Annotated in this window: 26 protein-coding genes and 1 riboswitch; of the genes, 10 read left to right on the top strand and 16 right to left on the bottom strand. The window is 69.2% G+C overall.

Annotated features, from left to right (window positions below; genetic code table 11):
* Positions 1-4: 4 nt before the first annotated feature.
* The 9 genes from ACSFBM_RS16970 to ACSFBM_RS16930 all read left to right on the top strand — a co-directional run bounded on the left by ACSFBM_RS16970 (position 5) and on the right by ACSFBM_RS16930 (position 9119).
* Complete coding sequence (locus tag ACSFBM_RS16970) at positions 5-604, top strand: ANTAR domain-containing response regulator (protein ID WP_435440050.1); 600 nt, start codon at positions 5-7, stop codon at positions 602-604.
* A 266-nt stretch (positions 605-870) separates the two neighbouring features.
* Positions 871-2118, top strand: coding sequence for a transporter substrate-binding domain-containing protein (locus ACSFBM_RS16965; RefSeq protein WP_435485373.1), 1248 nt, complete (start codon positions 871-873; stop codon positions 2116-2118).
* Between the two features lie 66 nt (positions 2119-2184).
* A complete protein-coding gene (gene urtB, locus ACSFBM_RS16960) occupies positions 2185-3078 on the top strand; it encodes an urea ABC transporter permease subunit UrtB (RefSeq protein WP_435440052.1) in 894 nt (297 codons plus the stop codon).
* 3 nt (positions 3079-3081) lie between these two features.
* Positions 3082-4206 carry an urea ABC transporter permease subunit UrtC gene (gene urtC, locus ACSFBM_RS16955; protein WP_435485372.1) on the top strand — a complete coding sequence of 375 codons (1125 nt, stop codon included), beginning with the start codon at positions 3082-3084 and terminating at the stop codon, positions 4204-4206.
* Positions 4203-4961 carry an urea ABC transporter ATP-binding protein UrtD gene (gene urtD, locus ACSFBM_RS16950; RefSeq protein WP_435440054.1) on the top strand — a complete coding sequence of 253 codons (759 nt, stop codon included), beginning with the start codon at positions 4203-4205 and terminating at the stop codon, positions 4959-4961. The genes urtC and urtD overlap by 4 nt, the downstream gene beginning before the upstream one ends.
* Entirely contained in the window at positions 4955-5647 is a 693-nt protein-coding gene (gene urtE / locus ACSFBM_RS16945) for an urea ABC transporter ATP-binding subunit UrtE (protein ID WP_435440055.1), read from the top strand. Before urtD ends, urtE begins: the two co-directional genes overlap by 7 nt.
* Positions 5648-5705: 58 nt before the next feature.
* Positions 5706-7250 (top strand): amidase, encoded by a 1545-nt coding sequence (locus ACSFBM_RS16940; RefSeq protein WP_435485371.1) that lies wholly within the window; start codon positions 5706-5708, stop codon positions 7248-7250.
* Between the two features lie 86 nt (positions 7251-7336).
* Positions 7337-8380, top strand: coding sequence for a DUF2167 domain-containing protein (locus tag ACSFBM_RS16935; RefSeq protein WP_435485370.1), 1044 nt, complete (start codon positions 7337-7339; stop codon positions 8378-8380).
* A gap of 10 nt (positions 8381-8390) precedes the next feature.
* Positions 8391-9119: a site-2 protease family protein gene (locus ACSFBM_RS16930; RefSeq protein WP_435485369.1), complete on the top strand. Its 729-nt coding sequence runs from the start codon at positions 8391-8393 to the stop codon at positions 9117-9119.
* A gap of 133 nt (positions 9120-9252) precedes the next feature.
* Here ACSFBM_RS16930 and ACSFBM_RS16925 read toward each other — a convergent pair whose 3' ends face one another.
* Complete coding sequence (locus ACSFBM_RS16925; RefSeq protein WP_435485368.1) at positions 9253-10131, bottom strand: aldo/keto reductase family oxidoreductase; 879 nt, start codon at positions 10129-10131, stop codon at positions 9253-9255.
* 103 nt (positions 10132-10234) lie between these two features.
* On the opposite strand from ACSFBM_RS16925, the gene ACSFBM_RS16920 reads away from it, so the two are divergent.
* Positions 10235-11134: a LysR family transcriptional regulator gene (locus tag ACSFBM_RS16920; protein ID WP_435485367.1), complete on the top strand. Its 900-nt coding sequence runs from the start codon at positions 10235-10237 to the stop codon at positions 11132-11134.
* A gap of 8 nt (positions 11135-11142) precedes the next feature.
* On the opposite strand, the gene ACSFBM_RS16915 is transcribed toward ACSFBM_RS16920, so the two are convergent.
* The 15 genes from ACSFBM_RS16915 to ACSFBM_RS16845 all read right to left on the bottom strand — a co-directional run bounded on the left by ACSFBM_RS16915 (position 11143) and on the right by ACSFBM_RS16845 (position 24450).
* The gene (locus ACSFBM_RS16915; RefSeq protein WP_435440061.1) at positions 11143-11499 is read right to left on the bottom strand and encodes a (2Fe-2S) ferredoxin domain-containing protein; all 357 of its coding nucleotides are present in this window, start codon (positions 11497-11499) and stop codon (positions 11143-11145) included.
* Positions 11496-12485 carry a precorrin-3B C(17)-methyltransferase gene (gene cobJ / locus ACSFBM_RS16910; protein ID WP_435485366.1) on the bottom strand — a complete coding sequence of 330 codons (990 nt, stop codon included), beginning with the start codon at positions 12483-12485 and terminating at the stop codon, positions 11496-11498. The genes ACSFBM_RS16915 and cobJ overlap by 4 nt, the downstream gene beginning before the upstream one ends.
* Positions 12486-12556: 71 nt before the next feature.
* Complete coding sequence (locus ACSFBM_RS16905; protein WP_435485365.1) at positions 12557-12961, bottom strand: cobalamin biosynthesis protein; 405 nt, start codon at positions 12959-12961, stop codon at positions 12557-12559.
* Positions 12958-13695: a cobalamin biosynthesis central domain-containing protein gene (locus tag ACSFBM_RS16900; protein WP_435485364.1), complete on the bottom strand. Its 738-nt coding sequence runs from the start codon at positions 13693-13695 to the stop codon at positions 12958-12960. The genes ACSFBM_RS16905 and ACSFBM_RS16900 overlap by 4 nt, the downstream gene beginning before the upstream one ends.
* Entirely contained in the window at positions 13685-14482 is a 798-nt protein-coding gene (cobI, locus tag ACSFBM_RS16895; RefSeq protein ID WP_435485363.1) for a precorrin-2 C(20)-methyltransferase, read from the bottom strand. The genes ACSFBM_RS16900 and cobI overlap by 11 nt, the downstream gene beginning before the upstream one ends.
* Complete coding sequence (gene cbiE, locus ACSFBM_RS16890) at positions 14479-15786, bottom strand: precorrin-6y C5,15-methyltransferase (decarboxylating) subunit CbiE (protein WP_435485362.1); 1308 nt, start codon at positions 15784-15786, stop codon at positions 14479-14481. The genes cobI and cbiE overlap by 4 nt, the downstream gene beginning before the upstream one ends.
* Before the next feature lie 14 nt (positions 15787-15800).
* The gene (locus ACSFBM_RS16885; protein WP_435485361.1) at positions 15801-16904 is read right to left on the bottom strand and encodes a cobalt-precorrin-5B (C(1))-methyltransferase; all 1104 of its coding nucleotides are present in this window, start codon (positions 16902-16904) and stop codon (positions 15801-15803) included.
* Positions 16901-17590 (bottom strand): precorrin-8X methylmutase, encoded by a 690-nt coding sequence (locus tag ACSFBM_RS16880; RefSeq protein ID WP_435485360.1) that lies wholly within the window; start codon positions 17588-17590, stop codon positions 16901-16903. Before ACSFBM_RS16880 ends, ACSFBM_RS16885 begins: the two co-directional genes overlap by 4 nt.
* Positions 17590-18576, bottom strand: coding sequence for a sirohydrochlorin chelatase (locus tag ACSFBM_RS16875; RefSeq protein WP_435485359.1), 987 nt, complete (start codon positions 18574-18576; stop codon positions 17590-17592). The genes ACSFBM_RS16880 and ACSFBM_RS16875 overlap by 1 nt, the downstream gene beginning before the upstream one ends.
* Positions 18573-19430 (bottom strand): precorrin-4 C(11)-methyltransferase, encoded by an 858-nt coding sequence (gene cobM, locus ACSFBM_RS16870; RefSeq protein WP_435485358.1) that lies wholly within the window; start codon positions 19428-19430, stop codon positions 18573-18575. The genes ACSFBM_RS16875 and cobM overlap by 4 nt, the downstream gene beginning before the upstream one ends.
* 153 nt (positions 19431-19583) lie before the next feature.
* Positions 19584-19845, bottom strand: a riboswitch (cobalamin riboswitch).
* Between the two features lie 61 nt (positions 19846-19906).
* The gene (locus ACSFBM_RS16865) at positions 19907-20737 is read right to left on the bottom strand and encodes an SDR family NAD(P)-dependent oxidoreductase (RefSeq protein WP_435440071.1); all 831 of its coding nucleotides are present in this window, start codon (positions 20735-20737) and stop codon (positions 19907-19909) included.
* Between the two features lie 25 nt (positions 20738-20762).
* Positions 20763-21182, bottom strand: coding sequence for a MaoC family dehydratase (locus ACSFBM_RS16860; RefSeq protein ID WP_435485357.1), 420 nt, complete (start codon positions 21180-21182; stop codon positions 20763-20765).
* Positions 21183-21192: 10 nt separating this feature from the next.
* Positions 21193-21633, bottom strand: a complete 441-nt coding sequence (locus ACSFBM_RS16855; protein WP_435485356.1) for a MaoC family dehydratase N-terminal domain-containing protein — start codon at positions 21631-21633, stop codon at positions 21193-21195.
* Positions 21634-21644: 11 nt separating this feature from the next.
* Positions 21645-22838: a lipid-transfer protein gene (locus ACSFBM_RS16850; protein WP_435485355.1), complete on the bottom strand. Its 1194-nt coding sequence runs from the start codon at positions 22836-22838 to the stop codon at positions 21645-21647.
* 52 nt (positions 22839-22890) lie between these two features.
* Entirely contained in the window at positions 22891-24450 is a 1560-nt protein-coding gene (locus ACSFBM_RS16845) for a long-chain-fatty-acid--CoA ligase (RefSeq protein ID WP_435485354.1), read from the bottom strand.
* Positions 24451-24553: the final 103 nt, after the last annotated feature.

Genomic DNA, 24553 nt, shown 5'->3' with positions numbered 1-24553 from the left:
CGTCATGGCGATATCCCTGCTGCGCGAGCTGCCCGAGCTGAAGGTTGTGGTCGTTCATCCGCCGGACGAAGAAGGGGACGCGCTGGTCAGCCACCTGCGCCGGGTCGGCTGCATGGTCAGCGTGGTCTGGCCGGTGCCGGCCAACCTGGTGTCGAATGCCGACGTGCTGTTCCTGCTGATCGAGGGCGAGGCGCGGCACGCGACCGAAGCGCTGCTCAAGTCTCTGCCCAAGCCGGAGCCGACGGTCATCGCGATCCTGAACTACGAGGACCCGACGACGCTGCAGCTCGTGCTGGAGAGCGGTGCATTCGCCGTCGTGCACAAGCCCATCAAGCCGTTCGGCCTGCTCGCGAACCTGGTGGCGGCACGCAGCATCTGGATGGAGCGCCAGGCGCTGCTGAAGGAAAACCGCAAGCTGCGCCGCAAGATCACGAGCGACCAGGCCATGAGCCGCGCCAAGACGATCCTCATGGCCTCCAAGGGCATCAGCGAGGTCGAGGCCTACCAGGCCATTCGCGCGCAGGCCATGTCCAAGCGGCTGTCCATGGAGCAGATCGCGAGTTCGATCATCAACATGGAAACACTGTTGCAAGCCACAAACTAACCGGCTAGCATCACCGCACTGCGTCGGCGCCATCCGTTCGGCGCAGTGGCTGCACCACCCTTGATCTTCAGGCGCTGGTGCGGTTCTTTCAGGGAACCATGTGTGTTCTCCTGAATGCTGGCAATGAAGCCCACACCGCAGTGCATCGCTGCGGAGTGGGTTTTTTTTTGCCCGCGCCCGACAGTGCCGTCGGCTGGTATCGCTTGACACGGTTCATCAACCATTCGGCAGCCATGCAGTGCTGCCTCACGTCTTAAGGTTCCGCCATGCTGACAACTTCACGTCGCCGCCTCCTCGTCTCTTCGGCCGCATCGGCCGCCGCACTGTCTTCCCCCGCGTGGATGCGATCCGCATTCGCAGCCGACCCGATCAAGGTCGGCGCGCTGTACTCGCAGACGGGCGGCCTCTCCATCGTGGAGAAGATGCTCGCCAACGCCGTGCGCATGGCGGTGGCGGAAATCAACGCGACCGGGGGCGTGATGGGCCGCTCCGTCGAGGTGGTGCTCGAGGACGGGGCCTCCGACCCCAAGACCTTCAACGAGAAAGCCTCCAAGCTGGTGACACGCGACCGCATCGAGACGGTGTTCGGCTGCCACACCTCGGCCAGCCGCAAGGCGGTGCTGCCAGTCTTCGAGCGGCGCAACGCCATGCTGTTCTATCAAACGCACTACGAAGGCTACGAGTGCTCGAAGAACGTCGTCTACAGCGGCGCCGTCGCCAACCAGCAGCTCGGCAACTACATCCCCTGGATCGTGCAGAAGCTGGGCAAGAAGAAGTTCTTCATCGTCGGCTCCAACTATGTCTATCCGCGTGAAATGGCCAAGGTCAGCAAGAAGCTGATCGAGCAGTCCGGCGCGAAGTGGGTGGCCGACGAGTACCTCGAGCTCGGCCACTCCGAGTGGGCGACCATGGTGCGCAAGATCAAGGAGTCGGGCGCCGACGTGGTGCTGTCGAACGTCGTCGGCGATTCGCTGGTGGCCTTCTACCGCGAGTACAAGAACCAGGGCATGTCGCAGGCCACGGTGCCGATCTGCGCCACCGTGACCAGCGAGATCGAGATCGCCGCCATGGGCGCCGAGTACGCGGCGGGCAGCTACACCTCGGTGCCGTACTTCATGTCCATCGACACGCCGGCGAACAAGTCGTTCATCGAGCGCTACCGCAAGTTCGTGAACGACCCCAAGGCCGTCACGTACCACTCGCTGGAGGCGGCCTACTTCCAGGTGTTTCTCTGGAAGCAGGCGGTCGAAGCCGGCAAGGCGACCACGGCCGACGCCATCCGCGCCCACATCGGCGGGCAGAGCTTCGACGCGCCCGGCGGCAAGGTGCGCATCGACCCCGAGAGCCTGCACGCCTGGGTCACGCCGCGCATCGGCCAATGGCAGGCCGACGGCCAGAGCAAGGTGGTGGACGCCAGCGCGCAGCCGATCCGGCCGCTGCCGTACTCGGCCTACGGCGAGACCGACGCCAACCTGATCTGCACGCGCAAGGGCGCCGACACCACCAAGATCTGACGCCTTGCGGCTCACCGCGCCCCTGCGCGCGGGTGAGCCGCGCGCGTCGTCCAAGGAACTTCAGACATGCTGGATGTACTTCTGATCGGCCTGAGCGTGGGCTCGATTCTTCTGCTGGCCGCGCTCGGCCTGGTCATCATCTACGGCGCCATGGGGGTGGTGAACATGGCGCACGGCGAGATGATCATGGTGGGCGCCTATGCCGCCGTCATGACCCACATCTGGCTGGGATGGGGCCTGTACGCGGCCATTCCGATCGCCTTCGTGCTCACGGCGGCGCTGGGCTTTCTGATCGAGCGCTGCGTGGTGCGCCGCCTGTACGGCCGGCTGGGCGACACGCTGCTCGCGACCTGGGGCGTCGCCATCCTGGTGCAGCAGTTCGTGCGGTTGGAGGGCGGGCTGGCGTTCTTCGGCATCCACATCGAAGGGCTCGGGCCGGGGCTGCAGAACATGCCCGTTCCCCCGGAGCTGCAAGGCGCGTTCCAGATCGCCGGCACGTCGATCAACGCGTACCGCGCGTTCATCGTCGCCAGCACCGTGGTGCTGACGCTGGCCACCTGGCTGCTGCTCTACCGCACCCGCATCGGCATGCAGGTGCGCGCCATCATTCGCAACCCGCGCATGGCTGCGGCCTGCGGCATCGACGTGGAACGCGTCAACGCCTGGACCTTCGCCTTCGGCGCCGGCCTGGCGGGCATCACGGGCGTGCTGGTCGCCGGCTTCAAGACCGTGTCGCCCGACATGGGAACGGCGCTGGTGGTCGACAGCTTCCTGGTGGTGGTGGCCGGCGGTGTCGGCAGCCTGCTCGGCGCGGTGGTGGTCGCGCTCGGGCTGGGCGAAGTCAACGGCGTGGTCGCCGCCATCACCAACGACATCGTGGCGCGCGCGGCGGTGTTCGGCCTGGTGATCGGGCTGATCGTCATCCGCCCCCAGGGCTTGTTCTCGTTCAAGGGACGGTAAGACATGGTGGCCCAACTGGACCGGCGCGCGACCTTCGCGGCCTATGCGATCTTTCTCGTGCTGGTGGCCGCCGCGCCGCTGGTGCTCGACGGCTTCTGGCTCAACCGGCTCGCGAAGTACCTGGTGTACGGCATGCTCGGCATCGCCATCGCCATGTGCTGGGGCTATGCCGGCATTCTCAACCTGGGGCAGGGCCTGTTCTTCGGGCTCGGGGCCTACATGCTGGCCATGTCGCTGAAGATGGCGAGCCCGGCCAGCCTGCAGCACGGCGGCAAGGGGCCGGTGCCCGACTTCATGCTGTCGAACGCCGAGCCGGGCGCGCTCGTCGACCTGTGCTGCATCAACCAGGGCTCGTTCCTGTGGCTGCCGTTCCGCTACCAGTGGTTCGGCATCCTGATGGGCGTGGTGCTGCCGGTGGCGGTGGCGTTCGTGCTGGGGGCGGTGGTGTTCCGCAAGCGCATCGCGGGCGTGTTCGTCTCGATCATCACGCTGGCGCTGGTGCTGCTGGTGCGGCTGCTGCTGGTGGACGCGCAGCCGCTGACCAACGGCTTCAACGGCCTGTCGGACCTGGCCTGGCTGCGCATCGCGGCGCACGAGTTCGACCCCTACAACACGTCGACCTACTACCTCGTCGCCGGGCTGCTGGCGGTGGTGCTGGTCGGGGCGCGGCTGCTGCTGGCCACGCGCGCCGGGCTCATCCTGCGGGCGACCTCGGGCGATCCGCAGCGGGCGCGCTACCTCGGCTTCGACGTGGCGCACTACCAGACCTTCTTCTTCGCGCTGTCGGCGGGCATTGCCGCGCTGGCCGGCATGCTCTACGTGGTGGTGGCGGAGTTCGCCTCCCCCACCTTCATGGACCTGGCCTTCTCCATCAGCATGGTGGTGTGGGCCGCCGTGGGCGGGCGCGCGTCGCTGCTGGGCGCGTGCGTGGGCGCCATCCTGATCAACATGCTCGAGGCGACCGCCAGCGAGACGCAGTCGCTGGTCGAGGCCTGGCGCGTGATCGTGGGGCTGACCTTCGTGCTGGTGGTTCTCTACCTGCCCAAGGGCATCGGCGGCTGGGCGCACGACATGCTGGAGCGCTGGAGCAGCCGCTCGGCGCAACGCAAGCTGGAGCGCGCGCAATGACCGCGACCGCTCTTCAACTCACATCGCTGGGCGTGAGCTTCGGCGGCTTCAAGGCGGTGGACGGCGTGTCGCTGCAGGTGGCCGAGGGCGAACTGCGCGTGCTGCTGGGCGCCAACGGCGCGGGCAAGACCACGCTGATGGACCTGGTGTCGGGCAAGACGCGCAGCTCCGAAGGGCGCATCGAGCTGTACGGCACCGACGTGACCCACTGGCCCGAGTACCGCGTGGCGCGCGCGGGCATCGGGCGCAAGTTCCAGATTCCGAGCGTGTTCAGGGAACTGAGCGTGCGGCAGAACCTGTGCGTGGCGGCCACGCGCGAGCCGTCGATTCTTCGCAACCTGCGCTGGGGCTTCGCGCGGCAGGACGAGGCCCGGGTCGACGAGATCCTGGCGCTCATCGGGCTGGAGGGCGTGCAGCAACGCCAGGCCGCCGACCTGAGCCACGGCCACACGCAATGGCTGGAGCTGGGCCTGCTGATCGCCCAGCGCCCCAAGGTGATATTGCTCGACGAGCCCACCGCCGGCATGACGCAGGCGGAAACCCGCAAGACGGCGCAGATCCTGAAGGCGCTGCGCGGCAGCCACACCATCCTGGTGGTGGAACACGACATGGCCTTCGTGCGCGACATCGCCGAGCGCATCACGGTGCTGCACCTGGGCCGCGTGCTGGCCGAGGGCAATGTCGCGGAGATCGAGCGCGACCCCCATGTGCGGCAGGCTTACCTCGGCTCTCACGGGATCGCTTCGTCATGCTGAAACTATCGAACGTCAACGGCTTCTACGGCCGCAGCCACGCCCTGCAGGACGTGAGCCTGGCCATACCGGCCGGCAAGATCACCGCCGTCCTCGGGCGCAACGGCATGGGCAAGACCACGCTGCTGCGCACGCTGATGGGCAGCATGGTGCGCTCGACCGGCGCCATCGAGCTGGAGGGCGTGCGCATCGACGGGCTGCCGACCCACATGCGCGCGCGCAGCGGCATCGCCTACGTGCCGCAGGGCCGCGAGATCATCGCGGACTTCAGCGTGCGGCAGAACATCCTGATGGGGGCCTTCGCCGGCCGCGGGCCGCAGACCATTCCACCGCTCGCGCTGGAGCTGTTCCCGTACCTCGCGGCCAACCTGCACCGGGCCGGGGGCGTGCTGTCGGGCGGCCAGCAGCAACAGCTGGCGCTGGCGCGCGCGCTGGCGGCGCACCCCAAGGTGATGCTGCTCGACGAGCCGAACGAAGGCATCCAGCCTTCGGTGGTCGAAGAGATCGAGGCGGCCATCACGCGGCTGAACCGCGAGTTCGGCATGACCATGGTGCTGGTGGAGCAGAACATCGGCTTCGCCCGCCGCGTGGCGAGCCACTTCGCGATGTTCGAGAAGGGGTCGATCGTGCAGAGCGGCCCCATCGAACAGCTGACCGACGAGGTCGTCGACCGGCACATGACTTTCTGAGCGCGCGGCCCTTCGCGGGCATGCGCATCGACCCATCCATTTCACCAGGAGTTCAAGAATGAGCAATCTCGAATCGGCGCCCGACCTGAGCACGTTGACCGTGGCCCAGGTCCAGGAAGGCTTCAGGACAGGCGCGTTCACCGCGCAAAGCCTCGCCGAAGCCTGCATGACGCAGATCGACGCGTTCAACGCGCACTACAACGCCATCATCTTCATCAACGACGAGGCCATCGAGGACGCGCGTGCCATCGACCGCCGCCGCCTGGCCGGCGAAGCGCTGGGGCCGTTGGCGGGCGTGCCGGTCGTGGTGAAGGACCCGATGGACATGGTCGGGTTCCCGACCACGGCAGGATGGTCGCTGCTCTACAGCAAGACGGGCGGTGTCGACCTGATGCCCGCGACCGACTCCCCCGTGGTGGCGCGCATGCGGGCCGCGGGCGCGGTCATCCTGGGCAAGACCAACGTGCCGGTGCTGAGCCACACGGGCACGCATGCCGACGACAGCTGGGCAGGTCCGACACTGAATGTGGCGATGCCCGGCCGCGTGCCCGGCGGCAGCAGCGCCGGCACCGCCGCCGCGGTGAGCGCCGGCATGGCGGTGCTGGGGTTGGCCGAGGAGACCGGCGGCTCCATCCAGAACCCCGCCTCGGCGCAGGACCTGGTCGGCATCAAGCCCACCATCGGGCTGGTGCCCAATGCGGGCGTGATGCCCTTGTCCGGCAACCGCGACGTGGTGGGCCCCATCGCACGGTGCGTTCGCGACGCCGCGCTGTGCCTGGACGTGCTGGCGGGCTACACCGCCGAAGACCCGAAGACGCTCGCGGGCGTGGGCAAGAAGCCGGCGCTGGGCTACACGTCGAAGCTCGGGAGCCAGTCGCTGCAGGGCGTGCGGCTCGGTCTCTACGGCCCGGGCTGGCGTACCCAGCCGCTGTCGGGAGAAACGCAGCGCCTGTATGCGCGCGCCGCGGACGAACTCAGGGCGCGCGGTGCGGTGCTGGTGGACGACCCCTTCGCCGGCACCGGCTTCGCGGCGCTCCGGCAGACCACGCCGCCGCTTGCGAACTTCGATGCGCGCGGCATGGAGTCGGTGCCCTACGACCTGCACAGGTACCTGGAGCGCCTGGGCCCGAACGCCGCGCTCAAGACCTTCGGCGAATTCGCCGCGGCCACGGCGAGCGAGTCGGCCTTCGGTGCGCAGGGCGTGCTGGGCTTCATGCACAACCTGCCGGAGTTCGTGGCGTCCCTCGCGTCGCCGACGACGCCCCCGGTGCTGTCGGCCTTCATCGCGTTGAAGGAGGCCTACCTTCGCATCGTCGAGGAGGTGTTCGCGCGCGAGCAGCTCGATGGCCTGGTGTTTCCGCAGATGCGCGAGGAGCTTCCGCCGGCGGGCACGGGGCAGACGATCCAGGAAACGACTGTGGGCGAAATCAACATTGCAGGCCTGCCTGCGGTCACCATGCCTGCCGGCTACTACGCGTCCGGCGCGCCCTTCGGCCTGCTGTTCGTGGGCCGCCTCTGGAGCGAGGCCGACCTGCTGGCCTACGCCTACGACTACGAGACCGCCACGCAGCACCGCAGGCCTCCAGCGCTCGCCAGAAGCTGAGCGCGCGGGTCGAACGCAGGGGCCCGCACGCGGGCTATTTACACTCTTCTCGCTCGCCAGATTCATAACAACCGAGGAGAGAGAACTTGCGTATTCAAACCACCCGCCTGACGGCCGGCCTGCTGCTCGCGTGCGCCGCTTTCGTGGCGCACACCGCTCACGCCGCATCCCCGACCAGCACCTCCACTGGTGCTTCCACTGGTGCTTCCACCACCGCCGCACCGGCCTCGACCGCCCTGTCGCCGCAAGCCGAGCAGGAGGCCGCATTCAAGGCCGCCAAGGCCGTGCAGAAAACCGGCCCCGCCGACATCGCGCTGCGCGACCAGGCCCACCTGAAACTGCCCGAAGGCTACGTGTGGGTGCCCACGCCCGCTGCCGCGCAGCTGATGCGCGCCATGGGCAACCGCACCGACGACACCTTCCTGGGTGCCATCTTCCCCGCCGACGACGCCGACTGGATGGCGGTGGTGAAGTTCGTGAAGGAGGGCTACATCAAGGACGACGACGCGAAGGAGTGGAACGCCGACGACCTGCTCAAGAGCCTGAAGGAAGGCACCGAGGCCGCGAACGAAGAGCGCGCCAAGCGCGGCATTCCCGCCATCGAGGTGACCGGCTGGGCGCAGAAGCCCGAGTACGAGGCCGGCACGCACCGACTCGTGTGGTCGGCACTGTCCAAGCGAAAGGGCGGCGCCGACGACAACCAGGGCGTGAACTACAACACCTACGCGCTGGGCCGCGACGGCTACCTGAGCCTGAACCTCATCACCAACGCCAAGGACATCGACAAGTACAAGCCCGACGCGGCCAGGCTGCTCACCGCGCTGCAGTACGACGACGGCAAGAAGTACGCCGACTTCAACGCGTCCACCGACAAGGTCGCCGCCTACGGCCTGGCCGCCTTGGTGGCGGGCGTGGCGGTGAAGAAGCTGGGCCTGTTCGCGATCATCCTGGCGTTCGCGGCCAAGTTCGCCAAGCTGGCGATCGTGGCGGTGGGCGCCGCGCTGTGGGGCGTTGCGAAGATCTTCAAGAAGAAGCAACCCGAGGTGGTGGCCGCGCCCGCTGCGACGGTGGCGCCGCCGCCGAACGACACCGCCACCTTCAACGAGCCGCCCAAGCCCCCGGCGACCTGAGGCACGCGCCATGGTGAAGCTGCTGCTGTTGCTGCTGAGCGCGGGCAAGCTCGGCAAGCTGGCGCTCTCGGGCGGCACGATGCTGGTGTCGGTGCTGGCCTATGCCTTCGTGTTCGGCTGGCGCTATGCGGTGGGCTTCGTGGCGCTGATCTTCGTCCACGAGATGGGCCACTTCCTTGCGGCGCGGCAACGCGGCCTCGACGTGGGGCTGCCCACCTTCATTCCCTTCGTGGGCGCGTGGATCGACCTGAAGCAGCAGCCGCACGACGTGGAGACCGAGGCGTGGGTCGGCCTGGGCGGCCCGCTGCTCGGCAGCCTCGCCGCACTGGCCTGCTACTTCGCGGCGCGCGAGACCGACAGCCGGCTGCTGCTGGCGCTCGCGTACGCGGGCTTCTTCATCAACCTGTTCAACCTGATTCCGCTGTCGCCCTTCGACGGCGGCCGCATCACCGCGGTGCTCACGCCGCGCGTGTGGCTGGTGGGTGTGCCGGTGCTGGTGGCGCTGTTCTTCTGGCGCCCGAGCCCGATGCTCGTTCTGGTGGCCGTGCTGGCCGCGCCGCAGGTCATGCACGCGTGGAAGTACGACCCGAAGGACCCGGCCAACCAGCAGTACTACGCGGTGTCGGGCGAGACGCGGTTGACGTACGGCGTGTACTACATCGGGCTGCTCGCGTTCCTGGCCGTGATGGCGCACGACACGCACGAGATGCTGGGCAGCGCTCGCGTGCTGGGCGGTTGAGCGGTTGAGCGGTTGAGCGGTTGAGCGGTTGAGCGGTTGAGCGTTTGCGTGCGATGGGTGCGCCACGCGGACGATCCTGCGGCTGGCGCGGACGATCACGCCCGCTCCGGCGCGCTCCATCTCACGCTGAAGCTCAGTTGCCCTTCGGCGCCGCCACGCCGTCCAGCGCGGCCATCGCATCGGCCAGCAGCTGCAGCGTGCTTGCCGCCAGGTTCTCGCGCAAGTGGCCGACCGACGAGGTGCCCGGAATCAGCAGGATGTTCGGCGAGCGGCGCAGCAGCCAGGCCAGCGCCACCTGCATCGGCGTCGCGCCCAGGCTTTCGGCGATGCCGGAGAGCGCGGACGACTGCAGCGGGGTGAACCCACCCAAGGGAAAGAACGGCACATAGGGAATGCCGTCGCGCGCCAGTTGGTCGATGAGCGCATCGTCATGGCGATGCACCAGGTTGTAGTGGTTCTGCACGCAGGCAACGCTGCAGATGGCGCGCCCTTGCGCGACCTGCGCGGCGGTCACGTTGCTCAGGCCGACGTGCCGCACCAGGCCCTGGCGCTGCAGTTCGGCCAGCGCCGTGAGCGGCGCCTCGATCGAACCTTCGGCCGGACCATGGGTGTCGAACATGATGCGCAGGTTCACGACCTCCAGCACGTCAAGGCCCAGGTTGCGCAGGTTGTCGTGCACCGCCTGCGCCAGTTCCTGCGCAGAGAACGCGGGCAGCCAGCCGCCCTTGTCGTCGCGCCGTGCGCCGATCTTGGTCACGATGACCAGGTCTTTGGAATACGGGGCGAGCGCCTCGCGAATGAGCTGGTTGGTCACGTGCGGGCCGTAGAAGTCGCTGGTGTCGATGTGGTCGACGCCGCTTTCCACCGCTTCGCGCAGCACGGCCAGCGCCGCGGCGCGGTCCTTGGGCGGGCCGAACACGCCGGGGCCGGCGAGTTGCATGGCGCCGTAGCCGAGGCGACGGACGGTGCGATCGCCAAGGGCGAACGAGGTGTGGTTTTGCGTGCTGGACATGGTGTTTCTTTCATGAAGCTTGACGGGACGAGGCCAGTCTAGGCAGCGCACCGCTGCTTGATAAGTCGTCACAATCGGCACAGGCTGTACGGAATTCCACACAATGAAAGTCGACCTCGGTGATCTGAACGCCTTCGTGGCGGTGGCGGGAGCCAAGGGCTTTCGCGACGGGGCACGCCTGAGCGGCGTGAGCGCTTCGAGCCTGAGCGAGGCGGTGCGCCGGCTGGAAACGCAGCTCGGCGTGCGGCTGTTTCACCGCACCACGCGCAGCGTGCTGCCCACGGAGGCCGGGCAGCGGCTGCTGGAGCGCCTGCGGCCCGCGCTGACCGAAGTCGAGGCCGCGCTGGACGTGGTGAACGGCTTTCGCGACCGGCCGGCCGGCACGCTCAAGCTGAACGTGCCGGTCAGCGCGGCGCGGCTCGTGCTGCCCTCGATCGTGCCGCCCTTCCTGGCCGCCTACCCCGACATCGCGCTCGAGGTGATTGCCGAGGACGGCTTCGTCGACGTGCTGGCGGTCGGCTGCGACGCCGGCATCCGCTACGACGAGCGGCTGGAGCAGGACATGATCGCCGTGCCCATCGGTCCGCGCACCCAGCGCTTCGCGGTGGCGGCCTCGCCCGCCTACCTGGCGCGCCGCGGCCGCCCGGAGCACCCGCGCGACCTGCTCGGCCACGAATGCCTGCGCGGGCGCTTCGCCAGCGGATCGATGCCGCCATGGGAGTTCGAGCGCGACGGCGAAGTGCTTCGCGTGGACGTGACGGGACAGCTGATCGTGCGGCTCGGCGCCGCGACCGACCTGGCGGTGGATGCGGCGGTGGCCGGGGCCGGCGTGATCTATCTGTTCGAGGACTGGTTGCGCCCCTGCATGGACAGCGGCGCGCTCGAGCCGATCCTCGAGCCGTGGTGGCCGCGCTTTTCCGGCCCGTTCCTGTACTACCCGGGCCGGCGTTTGCTGCCGGCACCGCTGCGCGCCTTCGTCGATTTCATCCAGGAGCCGCGCTGAGCACCCTCTCAGCCGTCCTCGCCCGCCCCCAGACCAGGCCCCTGGTGAAACACCAGGTCTTCCACCACCACCCCGCCGACCAGGTGCTGGGCCACGATGCGGTCCATGTTTTCGGGCGTGACGTTGTAGTACCAGGTGCCGTCGGGCTGCACGCACATCACCGGCCCGCCCTTGCAGGCCGCGAAGCAGCCCACGCGGCTGCGCTTGACGCGCAGTTCCCCCTCGTTGAGCCCCGCCGCCTTGAACTTGTCGCCCAGGCTGTCGAACAGATCCTGCGAGGCGCCGTCGGGGCTGCAGCGCGGGCCGGTGCAGACCAGCAGGTGGCGCTTGTAGACGCCGATCTTCGGCTTGACGACTTCGGTCATTCCTGTGTTTCCTCTGCCGGTTCCAGCGGTGCGGCCACGGCCGGCTGCTCCTCGACCGGTGCGGCAAGCACGGCCTCGATGTAGTCGACCGGCAGGCGGTGCTGCGCCGCCAGCGCGGCAATGCTCATGCCGTCGGCGTGGTCGGCGCGCAGGTTGGTCATCCAGCCCAGCAGCCCGGTGGACAGCGAACGGCCGGGCTTCTCGCCGCTGCGCGTGCTGCCGCCGTTGTCCAGGTCGTACTTGTTGGCATAGCCGCGCGGGGTGACCATCAGGCCGTGCTGCAGAAAGGTGTGGCTGTTGCCGATGAGCACGGTCGTCAGCATGCCGATGTCGCACTCGCTCATGTGGGCCAGCGTGGTGAACTCGATGCGCTCGCGCCGGCGGTAGGCCGACTTGACCACCGCCACCGGGGTGTCCGCCCGCCGATGCCGCAGGAACAGTTGCTGCGCCTGCACGATCTGCTGGGTGCGCCGCCCGCTCTTGGGGTTGTAGAGGGCCACCACGAAGTCGGCCGCCGCCACCGCGTCGAGCCGCCGGGCAATCACCGGCCAGGGCGTGAGCAGATCGCTCAGCGAGATCGAGCAGAAGTCGTGCGTGAGCGGCGCGCCCACCAGCGCCGCGCAGGCGTTGATGGCCGACGCGCCGGGCACCACCTCCACGGCGATGTCGGAGTCCGGCGTCCAGCCGGCCTGGAACAGCACCTCGTAGGTCGGGCCGGCCATGCCGTACACGCCGGCATCGCCGCTGGAGATCAGCGCGACCTTCTTGCCCTCGCGGGCGCGCTCGAGCGCGTTGACCGCGCGGTCGAGTTCTTCGGTCATGCCCTTGCGGATCACTTCCTTGCCCTCGAGCAGGTCCGCCACCAGCTTGATGTAGGTGCTGTAGCCGACCACCACGTCGGCCTCGGCGATGGCGGCCAGCGCGCGCTGGGTCATGTGGTCGTGGCTGCCGGGGCCGATGCCGACCAGCGAGATCTTGCCGCTCATGGGGTCGGCACGCGGCGCGTGGGGTGTGCGGAGGCGTTCATTGCGGGTTCCGTTCGGGGGTTGACGTGGGTTCAGGACATGCGCGCGATCGAGATCGTCGCGTGGCGCCCGTCGGCGCCGCGGTGTTTGTGCTTCGGCACGACCAGCGCCGCCATCGGCAGGCCGCCGCCGGCCAGCAGCGCGGCCGCCTCGCTGACCGAGGGCGTGCCGGTGTGCCTGCGCACCGTTTCCGACGGATGCGGCACGGGCACCTGCGCCAGTTGCGCGGCGGGATAGAAATGCATCGCCCAGCCCTGGGCAGCGGCCAGCGCCAGCAGGCCCGGCTCGTCGGCCTTCAGGTCGATGCTGGCCGCCGCGGCCACCTGTGCCGGCTGCGCGCCGATGCCGGCCAGCGCCTCGTCGAGCGCCTGCTGCAGCGTGGCCTGCGGCGTGCCGCGGTCGCATCCCAGGCCGATGGCATAGCGCACCGGGCTCATTGCGGCGGCCGGTACACCACGAGGCGCTCCACCAGCGCGCTCCAGCGCTCGGCGCTCACCTCGGCCTGCGTGATCCACAGCACGGCCTTGAAGCGCTCGAGGTCGACCTCGTCGAAACGCGCAAACCGGTGGATGTTGGCCGGCAGGGGCGTCGGGCGGGTCCACCAGTCGGGGCTGCCGGCCTCCTGCACCACCGCAATCGGCTCGCCGTTCACCACATGGGCCGAAACCCGCGTGATGTTGATCTTGGGCGCCTCCACCTTCCAGCCGAGCTCGCGCCCGAGGATGTCCACGGGAATGGTCTTGCCCACGTCCGACGCGGTGGTCAGCACGGCGGTCGCGCCCAGCAGCGCGGCGACCTGCTCGGCCATGGCGTTGGCGCCGCCCACGTGGCCCGACAGCACCGGAATCACGAACTGCGCGGCGTCGTCCACCACCAGCACGCCCGGGTCCTCGTCCTTGCTCTTGAGATGCGGCGCAATCAGGCGCACCACGGCGCCGAGCGAAACGAAGAACACGACCTGGTCGAAGTCGGCGAACAGCGCGGCAATTTCGTCGCGAAACGCGCCCGCATAGGCGCGCACGGGGTTGGGCAGCCCGGCCATGAGCGGTGCGAACTTGTCAGCCACGCACACGCTGGCCTCGGGCAGCAGGCGCGCCAGGCCTGCGGTCTGCTGCGCGCCATGTTTGGTGATGGCCACGAGCACCACGCGGGGTGCGGCTTCATTCGTCATTCGGGGATTCCTCTTCGATTTCAGCGCTGGTTTTCTTGCGGCAGCCGCGCACCAGCTCGCCGCGTTCGCGGCCGGGGTTCTTCACCAGCAGCAGCGACAGGTAGTTGACCTTGGTGCCCTTCAGGCTGGCCACGTCGTGCACGATGCGCTCCACCGGCGAGCCGGCCTTCTCGATGAAGCGGCTGTGTTCGAGCAGGCCGCGCCGCGCCAGCAGGTCGATCAGGTCGTCGAGCAGCGGCTTGACCTTCATGAGCACCAGCGTGTCGAAGTCGTCGAGCATCTTCTCGACCGCGGCAATGCCGTAGGCCGCGGGCACGATGGCCACGGTGTCGTCCTGCTCGGACAGCGGCAGCTGCAGCCGTGCGCAGGCCGCGTTGAAAGAGGTGACGCCGGGCACCACCTCGATGCGCGCGGCCGGGTCGAGCGCGCGCAGCACGCGCGCCAGGTAGCAGAAGCTCGCGTAGGTGGAGGCGTCGCCCTCGACCAGGAACAGCACGTCCTGACCGGTCGCGAGCATCGCCTGCACGGTCTCGGCGGCCTTGAGCCAGTGGCGCGCGAGCTTCTCTGCGTCGTGCGTCATCGGGAACAGCAGGGCCTGGTGCTGCGCGGGCGTCGACAGGCCGGCGCGCAGCGCGATGTCCAGCGCGTAGCTTTCCTTGCGCAGGCTGCGCACGGGGTAGGTCCAGATGGCGTCGGGGCGCATCAGCAGCGACCACGCGCGGCGCGTGATCAGGTCGGGGTCGCCGGGGCCGAGCGACACGCCGTGGAGCATGCCGGGCGCCGTCATGCCGCAGCGCCCGTCTCGGGGATGGCCACGGCTGCCTGCGCGCAGACCAGCCACACCGGGTTCTCCGCCGCCAGCCGGTGCATGTGCAGGATCGGCTTGCTGCGCGAGGCCTGCAGCTGCAGCACGTCCCAGCGCGCGCCTTGCGCCTTCAGTGCCTCGACCGCGCCCGCGAGGTTCTCGATGGTCACGAAGTTCATCACCAGCCAGCCGCCCGGGCGCAGGCGCCGCAGCACCAGCGCAATGAGCTCGGCCAGCTCGCCGCCGGAGCCGCCGATGAACACCGCGTCCGGGTCGGCCCACGCCGCCAGGCCCTCGGGCGCCTTGCCGTGCACCAGGCTGTGGTTGCTGATGCCCATGGCCTGCCGGTTGCGCGCGACGATGGCGCTGTCGTCCGCGTTCTTCTCGATGGCGTACACGTGGCCGCGCCAGCACAGCCGTGCGGCCTCGAGCCCGACCGAGCCGGAGCCCGCGCCGATGTCCCACACCACGCTGTCGGTGCGCAACTGCATGCGCGCGAGCGAGACGGCGCGCACCTCGTTCTTGGTGATCAGCCCCTTCTCGGGATGGCGCTGCTCGAAGCTGGCGTCCGGCAGGCCGAACAGCACCTGCGGCGCGCGCAGCCGGGTGCGCCAGAGCAGCACCACGTTGGGGTCGGCAAAGCGCATCTGCGCCGCGGCCGTGATGCGCATGCCGCTGACCACGCGCTCCTCGGGCTGGCACAGGCGCTCGGCGACGGCCATCTCGAAGTCGTCGGCCAGGCCTTCGGCCACGAGCATGCGCGCGATGCGGTCGGGCGTGTTGTCGGGGCTGGTGAGCACGGCCAGGCGGTCGTGCTGGCGAATGTCGCGCAGCAGCGCATACAGGCCGTGCGCGGGCGGCGAGCCCGGCAGCCAGTCGCCCGCGTCCTTCGCGTGCACGGAGGCGAACTTCATCTCCTGCCATGGCAGGCCGAGGCGCGCACAGGCCAGCTGCAGCGTCGACACGTTGGGCAGCACCTCGATCGCCTCCAGGCACAGGCGCGCCGCCAGGAAGGCCGCAATGCCGTGGCACAGCGGATCGCCGGTGGCCAGCACCACCACGCGCCGGCCCTCGGCCTGCGCGGCGCGAATCCATTCGGGCACCTGCGACAGGCCGCCGGCCAGGTCGCGCTGCACCGCGTCGGGTGCGATGTGCGCGGCGAACAGGGCCAGGGTGCGCGCGGCGCCGATCACCAGTTGCGCGTGCTGCAGATGCGCCAGCGCGCTGCGGCCGAGGCTCGCATCGCCGTCGTCCAGCACGCCGAGGATGCGGCATTTGTTCGTCATGTTGTCGTCGGTGTTCAGGAGGCCTCCGCGATCTTTCGACCTTCAAAGTCGCAGACCAGCACTTTCAGTTCGAACTGGTCGGGGTAGCGCGTGCGCAGCGTCTGGATGACGCGCTGCGCAAGCGCCGTGTGAAAAGCCGTGCCGAGCCCGAGCGCGTCCATGCGCTCGCCGGCGTAGCGCGCGGTCTCGTTGCCGCGGATCGCGTCGCACACGTCGCTCGGCGCGCCGAGCCCTGCCGCCAGGTCGGCCAGCAGGCCGGTGTCGACTTCGGCCCGGCCGGCGTGGGTGATGGTCTCGCCCTGCGCGATCTTGGTGAGCTTGCCGACCATGCCGCCGATCACGACCTTCTTGATCCCGGCCTTCACGGCCGCGCCCATCGCATAGCGCAGGAAGTCGCCCATCTGCACGAAGGCCGGCTCGGGCAGCTCGGGCATCTCGGCCATCACGAACTTCTCGGTGCGCCCGCCGGTCGTGAGCACGACCACGCCGTGGCCCAGCGTGCCCGCCACCTGCACGCCCTGCACCACGCTCGCGCGGTAGGCGGCGGTGGAATAGGGCTTGACGATGCCGGTGGTGCCCAAAATGGAAATGCCGCCGAGGATGCCCAGGCGCGCATTGAGCGTTTTCTTGGCCATCTCCTCGCCCTGCGGCACGGAGATGGCCACCTCGAGGCCGACTTCGTCGAGCAGCGGCGTGCCCACCGCGCGCACGTTCGCCTCGATGTTGCGGCGCGGCACCGGGTTGATGGCCGGCCCGCCGACCGCCAGGCCGAGCCCCGGCATGGTGACCGTGCCCACGCCGACGCCGCCTTTCAGCAGCACCTGCCCGGCCAGTTCGGGCAGCACGCGCACGTCGGCGGTGAGGTGGGCCTTGTCGGTGCAGTCGGGGTCGTCGCCCGCGTCCTTGATGACCATCGCATGTGCATGCGCGAGCGTGCCGTCGACGCGGCCGTCCTGCACCGCAAAGCGCACCAGGTCGCCGTTGGGCAGCAGGCACTCGACCTCGTCGGGCACCTGGCCCGTGACCAGGCCGATCACCGCCGCGCGCGCCGCCGCGGCCGAACACGCACCGGTCGTGAAACCGGTGCGGGTGCCGCGGGGCGCGCCCTTGTCCATCATGCGGTGTGCTCGCGCGCCTCCGCCAGGCCCAGCAGCGCGTGGATCGCGGCCACCACCAGCGTGGAGCCGCCCTTGCGGCCGCGAATCACGACCCAGGGCACGCCGGCCTCCAGCGCCATCAGGTCCTTCGACTCGGCCGCCGAGACAAAGCCGACCGGCATGCCGACCACCAGCGCGGGGCGCGCGCCCTCTTCGTGGATCAGCCGCACGATCTCGATCAGCGCGGTGGGTGCATTGCCGATGCCGACGATCGCGCCGTCGACCAGGCCCAGGCGGTGTGCCTTGCGCATGGCCTGCACGGCGCGCGTGGTGCCTTCGGCCTTGGCCTGCGCGATCACGTCCTCGTCGCTGATGAACTGGTGCGTGCCCATGCCGAAGTGGGCCAGGCGCGGCGCCGAGAGGCCCACGCAGATCATCTCCACGTCGGCCACCACGCGGCTCTCGCGCGAACGGATGGCGGCGATGGCGGCGTCGACAGCGTCGGGGTGGAAGTCGGTCAGGCCGTTGAAGTCGAAGTCGGCGTTCGCATGGATCATGCGGCGCACCACCGGCCACTGGTCGGCGGTGTAGGGGTGCGACGTGACCTCACGGTCGATCACCGCGAAGGAGTCGTGCTCGATGGCGCGGCCGGCCGCGGTGAGCTGCTCGGTGACGACGTTGGCCGCCATGGAAGTCGTCGGGTTCATCACGGTGCCGGCGCCGTGCCGTGCGCGTGGCCATGTGCGTGGTCATGCGCATGTTCGTGATCGTGCGGATGCGGATGCGGATGCGGATGCGGATGCGGATGCGGATGCGGATGCGGAGGCTCGTCGCCATGGCTGTGCGGCACGGCATCGTCATGGTGGTGGCCGCCCAGGCCGTGTTCCACCGCGAAGTCGCGGAACTTGCAGCCGTCGCAGGGCATGAGCGCGATCGGCGCGCCGCGCCGCAGGTCGTTCACGCGCTGCTCCAGCAGCGCGAAGATCTCGGGCTCGAAGCCGAAGTACCGGGTCGAGACGAAGCGGATCGTCGGGTACTGCGCCTTCAGGTTCTCGACCTGGCGCGCAATGCGCTCGACCAGCGTGCCGTTGAACAGGTAATAGGGCAGCACCACCACCTGCTTCATGCCCTGCAGGCTCTGGCGCTGCACGGCCTTCTCCAGGCGCGGGTAGGTGATGCCCGTGAAGGCGAGGTCCACCAGCTCGTGGTCGGTCTCCTCCAGCAGCCAGCGCGCCATCTTCGCCATGTCGCCGTTGGCCTGCCGGTCCGACGAGCCCCGGCCCAGGATCACCACGCCGGTGGTGGTGGGGTCGGGCATGTCCAGCGCCTGCATCGCGCCCTTCAGGCGCCGCCGCAGGATCGCCAGGATCGGGTCGCAGGCCGTGAGGTGCGGCGCATACAGGAACTGCACCATCGGGAACTTGAGCCGCGCACCGTCGATGGCCTGCGGAATGTCCATCTTCACGTGGCCCGCCGCATTCAGGATGAGCGGCACCACGACCACGCGTTGCGCGCCCTTGGCCGCGCGGCGCAGCCCCTCGCTCATCGTGACCTCGGAGAACTCGATGAAGCACACCTCGATGCGCCAGCCCGGCCGGCGCTCGCGCCACTGCGCCGCAAAGGCCTCGATCTCGTCGTTGCCGGATTTTTCGCGCGAGCCGTGGCCCACCAGGAGAATGGTTTCGGTGCTCATGGAAGGTCCTGCAGGAGGGTCTGGACGGGAACGCTCGCGCGCCGGAAGCGGTGCGTGAAGCTCGCGTCGTAGAGTTTGGATTTGGCCAGCGTGGTCCATTGCCGCGCGCCCAGCGTGGGGCTCGCGATGATCATCGACTGGCTCACGATGCGGGCCTCGCGGCACAGCGCCTGGATGGTGGCGACCGTGCCGCGCACGATCTTTTCCTCGCCCGGCCAGCTCGCCTTGTGGACCACCACCACGGGGGCGTCGGGCGACCAGCCGGCGGCCGTCAGCGCGGCCGTGACCTTGCCCATGAGCGTGATGCTCAGGAAGATGCACAGCGTGCTGTGGTGCGCGGCCAGCGCCTCCAGCGATTCGCCTTCGGGCATCGGTGTGCGGCCCTCGACGCGCGTGAAGATCACGGTCTGCGTGACCTCGGGCAGCGTGAGGCTCTCCACCGCCGCCGCCGCCGAGGCCATGGCGGAAGACACGCCCGGCACCACGCCGATCGGCACGCCCGCCGCATCCAGCGGCTGCACCAGCTCGATGAGCGCACCGTACAGGCCCGGGTCGCCGGTCTGCAGGCGCACCACGGTATGGCACCGTGCGGCCTGCGCAATGAGCCACGCGGACATCTGCTCGAGCGTCATGTCCTTGCTGTCGGCAATTTCGCAGTCGGGCGGCGCCCAGCGCGTGGCGGCTTCGCTCACGAGCGAGCCCGCGAACAGGATGGCCCCTGCGCGTTCGACAAGGCCTCGGCCCTTGACGGTGATGAGTTCCGGGTCGCCCGGACCCGCGCCGACGAACCACACGGTTCCCGGCGTGCACGCTCCCTGCGGAGCGCTGCTTGGAGCGATGGCTCGCTCGTTCATGATGTTTCCTCCGCGCCCGCCGCGCGACTGATGGTCGTTAAGACCCGGCGGGGGGGAGAAATCGGAGGCGTCAGCGAATGCTGTTCCGGCGGATGACCTGATGCATCGAGCCGGACGCAATGCGTCGCCCGCCGATCCTCGCCCACCGCAAGGTCATGCGCTGGTCGTCAGGCCGGTCTCCGGGCTCGCGAGCGGAGGGCCGTCGGCTCTCCTGCAAAGACCGCCTTCCCGTGCCGTTCGTGACACAGTGGCGTGGGACCGGATCCCGGGGTCTTGCTTCTGACTCGCTTACCGTTGCGGGGGCAGCGTCGGCATGGCGCGGTGTTCTCCACCGCCGCGCACCGACTTCCCGTTTCACCCTGGCCGCCCCGCCGTTTCCACGGGGCGCCAGGACACCTGACAACGCGGGCGGAGTGTATCAGCCGCATGCCGCGGCGCGCCCCGCAAGGACCTGCCCTCGCCGCCCGGCAGCGCGCTCAGATGCCGGTGAGGCCGCCGGTGCACATCAGCGTCTGGCCGCTCACGTAGTCGGACTCCGGCGCGCACAGCAGGTACACCGCGCCGGCCGCTTCTTCGGGCGTGCCGCCGCGCCCCAGCGGAATGGACTGCTCCATCATCGCCAGCAGCCCGGGGTTGATGCCGACCTTGATCTCGCGGCCCTCGATGTTCGCGGTGGACGCCTCGGCGGTGCTGGCGGTCAGCCGCGTCTGGATGAAGCCGAAGGCCACGCAGTTGACGGTGACGTTCATGCGTCCCCACTCCTTGGCCAGCGTCTGCGTGAGCCCGACGATGCCGGCCTTGGCGGTCGAATAGTTGGCCTGGCCCGCGTTGCCGAAGAGGCCCGCCACCGACGAGATGTTGACCACCTTGCGCACCACGCGTTGCCCTGCTTCGGTCTCTGCCTTCGACAGCGCGCGGATCACGGGCTGCGCCGCGCGCAGGATGCGAAAGGGCGCCGTCAGGTGCACGTCGATCATGGCGTACCACTGCTCGTCGGTCATCTTCTGCACCACGCTGTCCCAGGTGTAGCCGGCGTTGTTGACGACGATGTCCAGGCCCTTGTATTCGCTCACCGCCGTGCCGACGAAGCGCTCGGCGAAATCCGGCGCGGCCACGCTGCCGACGCAGGCGACGGCCTCGCCGCCCGCCGCGCGGATGGCCTGCACGGTGTCTTCGGCCGGCTCGGCGTCGAGGTCGTTGACGACGATGCGCGCGCCTTCGGAGGCGAGCTTCAAGGCAATGGCGCGGCCGATGCCGCGGCCCGAGCCGGTGATGAGGGCGACCTTGCCGGCGAGTTTGGGTGTCATGTCTCTTGTCTTTCCTGAAGTGATGTCAGCGCAGCGCCACCAGCGCTTCGCCCGCGATGCGCGTCTGCCCGTACTGGTTGGCGCTGAGCACCTCGATGCGCACGCAGGGCTCGCCGTTGTGCTCGAGCTTCTCGACCACGCGGCCGGTGCAGCGCACCGCATGCCCCAGGTGCGTGATGCCCTGGAAGCGCACGTCGAAGCGGCGCAGCTGCGACTGCGGCGCCCACTGCGTGAGCAGCCGCCCGAGCCAGGCCATGCCCAGCATGCCCTGCGCGAACACGTCGGGCATGCCCGCCTTGCGCGCGAAGTCGGTGTCGATGTGAATCGGGTTGTGGTCGCCCGAGGCACCCGCGAACAGCGCGAGTGCGGTGCGGTTCACCGGCGGCAGCTGCAGCGCGGGCAGTTCGTCGCCGACTTGAACGGCGTCGCAGGTCAGGGCATTCATCGGTGTTCCTTCAGTGGCGGCAGACGATCACCGCGCGCAGTTCGGCGACCAGCTCGTCGCGCTGGTTGGTGGCGCGCGAGGTCTTCACGACGAACTCGAGCGCGCCGTTCTTCTTGTCGTAGATGTCGGTGATGGTGGAGCGCACCGTCACCGTGTCGCCCACGCAGGCCGGCCGGTGGTAGCTGAAGCTCTGCTCGCCGTGCAGCAGCTTCGACAGCGGAATCTGCAGGTCGGCCAGCAGCTGGCTGGACGCACCCGAGTCGAGCTCGGCCGCGAACAGGAAGGTCGGCGGCGCGGGCAGGTCGGGGTAGCCGGCGGCACGCGCGGCGGCGGCGTCGGTGTAGACGGGGTCGGTCTCGCCGATGGCCTTGGCGAAGAATTGCAGCCGGCTGCGCTCGATGGGCAGCACCGAGGGCGGCAGCGTGTGACCGATCCATTTCCTGTCGATCATGGTGCCGGCCTTCACGCGCGTTCGACGCGTTCGTACAGCGTGACCACGCAGGCGCCGCCCAGCCCGAGGTTGTGCTGCAGCGCCATCCGCGCGCCCTCGACCTGGCGCTTGTCCGCCGTGCCGCGCAGCTGCTGGACCAGCTCCGTGCATTGCGCCAGGCCGGTGGCGCCCAGCGGGTGCCCCTTCGACAGCAACCCGCCCGACGGGTTGGTGACCACCCGGCCGCCGTAGGTGTTGTCCCCGTCGAGCACGAACTTCTCGGCGCCGCCCACGGGGCACAGGCCCAGCGCCTCGTAGCTCAGCAGTTCGTTGTGCGCGAAGCAGTCGTGCAGCTCGACCACGTCAACGTCCTGCGGGCCGACGCCGGCCGCGTCGTACACCTTCTGCGCGGCCTCCTGCGCCATGCTGAAGCCGACCACCTCGCGCATGTCCCGGCTCTCGAAGGTGATGGGCCGGTCGGTGGTCATGGCCTGCGCCTTGATGCGCACGCTGCGGTCCAGGCCGTGGCGCTCGGCGAAACGCGGCGAGCACACGATGGCCGCGGCCGCGCCGCAGGTAGGCGGGCAGGCCATGAGCCGCGTCATCACGCCGGGCCACATGACCGGTGCGGCCATGACCTCGTCCTCGGTGATCACCGTGCGAAACAGCGCCACCGGATTGTTCGACGCATGGCGGCTGGCCTTGGCGCGGATCTTCGCGAAGGTGGACATCTGCGTGCCGTACTGCTGCATGTGCGCCAGCCCCGCGCCGCCGAAGTAGCGCAGCGCCAGCGGCACCTGCTCGTTGCCGACGAGCTCGTCGGTGATGTGCTCGAACTGGTCGAACGGGCTCGGCCGGTCGTTGAACACCGCGCCCAGCGCGCCGGGGCTCATGTGCTCGAAGCCGAGCGCGAGCACGCAGTCGGCCGCGCCGCTGGCCACCGCCTGGCGCGCGAGGAACAGCGCGGTCGAGCCGGTGGAGCAGTTGTTGTTGACGTTGACGACCGGAATGCCGGTCATGCCCACCTCGTACAGCGCGCGCTGGCCGGCGGTGGAGTCGCCGTACACATAGCCCACGTAGGCCTGCTGCACCAGCTCGTAGCCGATGCCGGCGTCCTTCAGCGCGGCGTTGGTGGCGTGGCTGGCCATCTGTGGATAGGGCTGGTTGGCGCCCGGCTTGGTGAAGGGGATCATGCCGACCCCGACCACGTAGACGTCTTGACTCATTGGAATGGCTCTTGGAGGTGATGGGTTGAAAGAAAGGAGTGCCGGACGCGGCTCAGGCCACGCTGCGCTGGCGGTCCTGCCAGAACGGTTCGCGCAGCCTGGTCTTCAGCACCTTGCCGGCGCCCGACAGCGGCAGCGCGTCGGTCACGGCCACGCTGCGCGGGCATTTGTAGTTGGCGATCAGCGTCTTGCAGTGCGCGATCAGTTCATCGGGCCGGATGCCCTGCCCCGGCTTGAGCACCAGCACCGCGTGCACGGCCTCGCCCCACTCCTCGCTGGGAATGCCGATGACCGCGCAGGCCGCCACCGCGGGATGCTGGTTGATGGCGTTCTCGACCTCGGCGGAGTACACGTTCTCGCCGCCGCTGATGATCATGTCCTTCAGCCGGTCGACCACGAAGATGAAGCCGTCGGCGTCCATGTAGGCGCCGTCGCCGGTGTGCATCCAGCCGTCGCGCAGCGCGGCCGCCGTCTGCTCGGGCTTGTTCCAGTAGCCCTGCATCACGTTGGGGCCGCGCACCGCCACCTCGCCCACGGTGCCGCGCGGCACCTCGGTGCCGTCGGCATCGACGATGCGCACTTCCATGCACACGCTGGCTCGGCCGGCCGCGCGCAGCTTGCCGGTCTTTCGACCCTCGACCGTGTGGAAGAACGCCGGGTGCAGCGTGGCGATGGGCGACAGCTCGGTCATGCCGTAGGCCTGCACGAAGTCGACGCCGGGAAAGGCTTCCATGGCGCGGTTGAGCACTGCTTCGGAAATGGGCGACGCGCCGTAGGTGATGCCCTTCAGGCTGCTCAGGTCGCGCGGCTTGCGCATGGCCGGGTGGTCGACCAGCATCTGGATCATGGTGGGCACCAGCAGCAGGCTGGTCACGCGGTCGCGCTCGATGGCGTCGAGCACGCCTTCGGGCGTGAACATGGGAAGGATGGCGTGCGTGTTGCCCGTGAACCAGTGCGGCGTGGCCAGCCCCATGTCGGCCAGGTGGAACATGGGCGCCGCATGCAGGTAGCAGCCGCCGGCCGGGGCCAGGCCCTCGGCTTGCGCGGCCAGTGCCGAGCTGCAGATGTTGGTGTGGCTGAGCATCACGCCCTTGGGAAAGCCGGTGGTGCCGCCCGTGTAGAAGATGCCGGCCAGGTCCTCGCCGCGGCGCACCGCGTCGGGCACCGGCGCCGTGGTGTCGATCAGGGCCTCGTAGCCGTGCATGCCGGCGGGCACGGCGCCGTCGCCGCAGTAGATCACCTCGCGCAGGCTCTTCGACTGGCCGCGCATCTGCTCGACCACGGGCCGGAAGGTCTCGTCGACCAGCATGATGGTGGAGCCCGAGTCTTCCAGCGAGTAGAGAATTTCGGCGGGCGACCAGCGGATGTTGCAGGGGTTGAGCACGCCGCCGCCCCAGGGCACGGCCATCTGGTATTCCAGGTATCGGTCGGAGTTGAGCGACAGCATGGCGACGCGGTCGCCCGTCTGCATGCCGAGCCCCTGCAGCGCGCCGGCCAGGCGCGCCACGCGGTCGGCAAAGTCGCGAAAGCTGGGTGCGCGACCGGCAAAGCGCACGGCAATGGCATCGGGGCGCTGCTGCACGGCCCGGTGAAGGCCCTGGGTGAGGTACATGGGTTTGTCTCCATCTCGTTCTTGTGTAGGCGCATGGTAGAAATCCGGCCACTGCCCGGCGATTGCACTTCGCTTCGATCGCATGGCAGAAAACGTCAATCGA

Source organism: Variovorax pasteuri, assembly GCF_051216435.1.
Classification (GTDB): domain Bacteria; phylum Pseudomonadota; class Gammaproteobacteria; order Burkholderiales; family Burkholderiaceae_C; genus Variovorax.
Note: the sequence above shows the minus strand (reverse complement) of the source record. Positions and strands in the feature narration are given on the sequence as shown.

Excerpts from the sequence above, each read along its gene's own strand:
- ACSFBM_RS16970 (WP_435440050.1), top strand. The coding sequence starts at position 5 with ATGGCGATATCCCTGCTGCGCGAGCTGCCCGAGCTGAAGGTTGTGGTC.
- ACSFBM_RS16965 (WP_435485373.1), top strand. The coding sequence starts at position 871 with ATGCTGACAACTTCACGTCGCCGCCTCCTCGTCTCTTCGGCCGCATCG.
- urtB (WP_435440052.1), top strand. The coding sequence starts at position 2,185 with ATGCTGGATGTACTTCTGATCGGCCTGAGCGTGGGCTCGATTCTTCTG.
- urtC (WP_435485372.1), top strand. The coding sequence starts at position 3,082 with ATGGTGGCCCAACTGGACCGGCGCGCGACCTTCGCGGCCTATGCGATC.
- urtD (WP_435440054.1), top strand. The coding sequence starts at position 4,203 with ATGACCGCGACCGCTCTTCAACTCACATCGCTGGGCGTGAGCTTCGGC.
- urtE (WP_435440055.1), top strand. The coding sequence starts at position 4,955 with ATGCTGAAACTATCGAACGTCAACGGCTTCTACGGCCGCAGCCACGCC.
- ACSFBM_RS16940 (WP_435485371.1), top strand. The coding sequence starts at position 5,706 with ATGAGCAATCTCGAATCGGCGCCCGACCTGAGCACGTTGACCGTGGCC.
- ACSFBM_RS16930 (WP_435485369.1), top strand. The coding sequence starts at position 8,391 with ATGGTGAAGCTGCTGCTGTTGCTGCTGAGCGCGGGCAAGCTCGGCAAG.
- ACSFBM_RS16925 (WP_435485368.1), bottom strand. The coding sequence starts at position 10,131 with ATGTCCAGCACGCAAAACCACACCTCGTTCGCCCTTGGCGATCGCACC.
- ACSFBM_RS16920 (WP_435485367.1), top strand. The coding sequence starts at position 10,235 with ATGAAAGTCGACCTCGGTGATCTGAACGCCTTCGTGGCGGTGGCGGGA.
- ACSFBM_RS16915 (WP_435440061.1), bottom strand. The coding sequence starts at position 11,499 with ATGACCGAAGTCGTCAAGCCGAAGATCGGCGTCTACAAGCGCCACCTG.
- cobJ (WP_435485366.1), bottom strand. The coding sequence starts at position 12,485 with ATGAGCGGCAAGATCTCGCTGGTCGGCATCGGCCCCGGCAGCCACGAC.
- ACSFBM_RS16905 (WP_435485365.1), bottom strand. The coding sequence starts at position 12,961 with ATGAGCCCGGTGCGCTATGCCATCGGCCTGGGATGCGACCGCGGCACG.
- ACSFBM_RS16900 (WP_435485364.1), bottom strand. The coding sequence starts at position 13,695 with ATGACGAATGAAGCCGCACCCCGCGTGGTGCTCGTGGCCATCACCAAA.
- cobI (WP_435485363.1), bottom strand. The coding sequence starts at position 14,482 with ATGACGGCGCCCGGCATGCTCCACGGCGTGTCGCTCGGCCCCGGCGAC.
- cbiE (WP_435485362.1), bottom strand. The coding sequence starts at position 15,786 with ATGACGAACAAATGCCGCATCCTCGGCGTGCTGGACGACGGCGATGCG.
- ACSFBM_RS16885 (WP_435485361.1), bottom strand. The coding sequence starts at position 16,904 with ATGATGGACAAGGGCGCGCCCCGCGGCACCCGCACCGGTTTCACGACC.
- ACSFBM_RS16880 (WP_435485360.1), bottom strand. The coding sequence starts at position 17,590 with ATGAACCCGACGACTTCCATGGCGGCCAACGTCGTCACCGAGCAGCTC.
- ACSFBM_RS16875 (WP_435485359.1), bottom strand. The coding sequence starts at position 18,576 with ATGAGCACCGAAACCATTCTCCTGGTGGGCCACGGCTCGCGCGAAAAA.
- cobM (WP_435485358.1), bottom strand. The coding sequence starts at position 19,430 with ATGAACGAGCGAGCCATCGCTCCAAGCAGCGCTCCGCAGGGAGCGTGC.
- ACSFBM_RS16865 (WP_435440071.1), bottom strand. The coding sequence starts at position 20,737 with ATGACACCCAAACTCGCCGGCAAGGTCGCCCTCATCACCGGCTCGGGC.
- ACSFBM_RS16860 (WP_435485357.1), bottom strand. The coding sequence starts at position 21,182 with ATGAATGCCCTGACCTGCGACGCCGTTCAAGTCGGCGACGAACTGCCC.
- ACSFBM_RS16855 (WP_435485356.1), bottom strand. The coding sequence starts at position 21,633 with ATGATCGACAGGAAATGGATCGGTCACACGCTGCCGCCCTCGGTGCTG.
- ACSFBM_RS16850 (WP_435485355.1), bottom strand. The coding sequence starts at position 22,838 with ATGAGTCAAGACGTCTACGTGGTCGGGGTCGGCATGATCCCCTTCACC.
- ACSFBM_RS16845 (WP_435485354.1), bottom strand. The coding sequence starts at position 24,450 with ATGTACCTCACCCAGGGCCTTCACCGGGCCGTGCAGCAGCGCCCCGAT.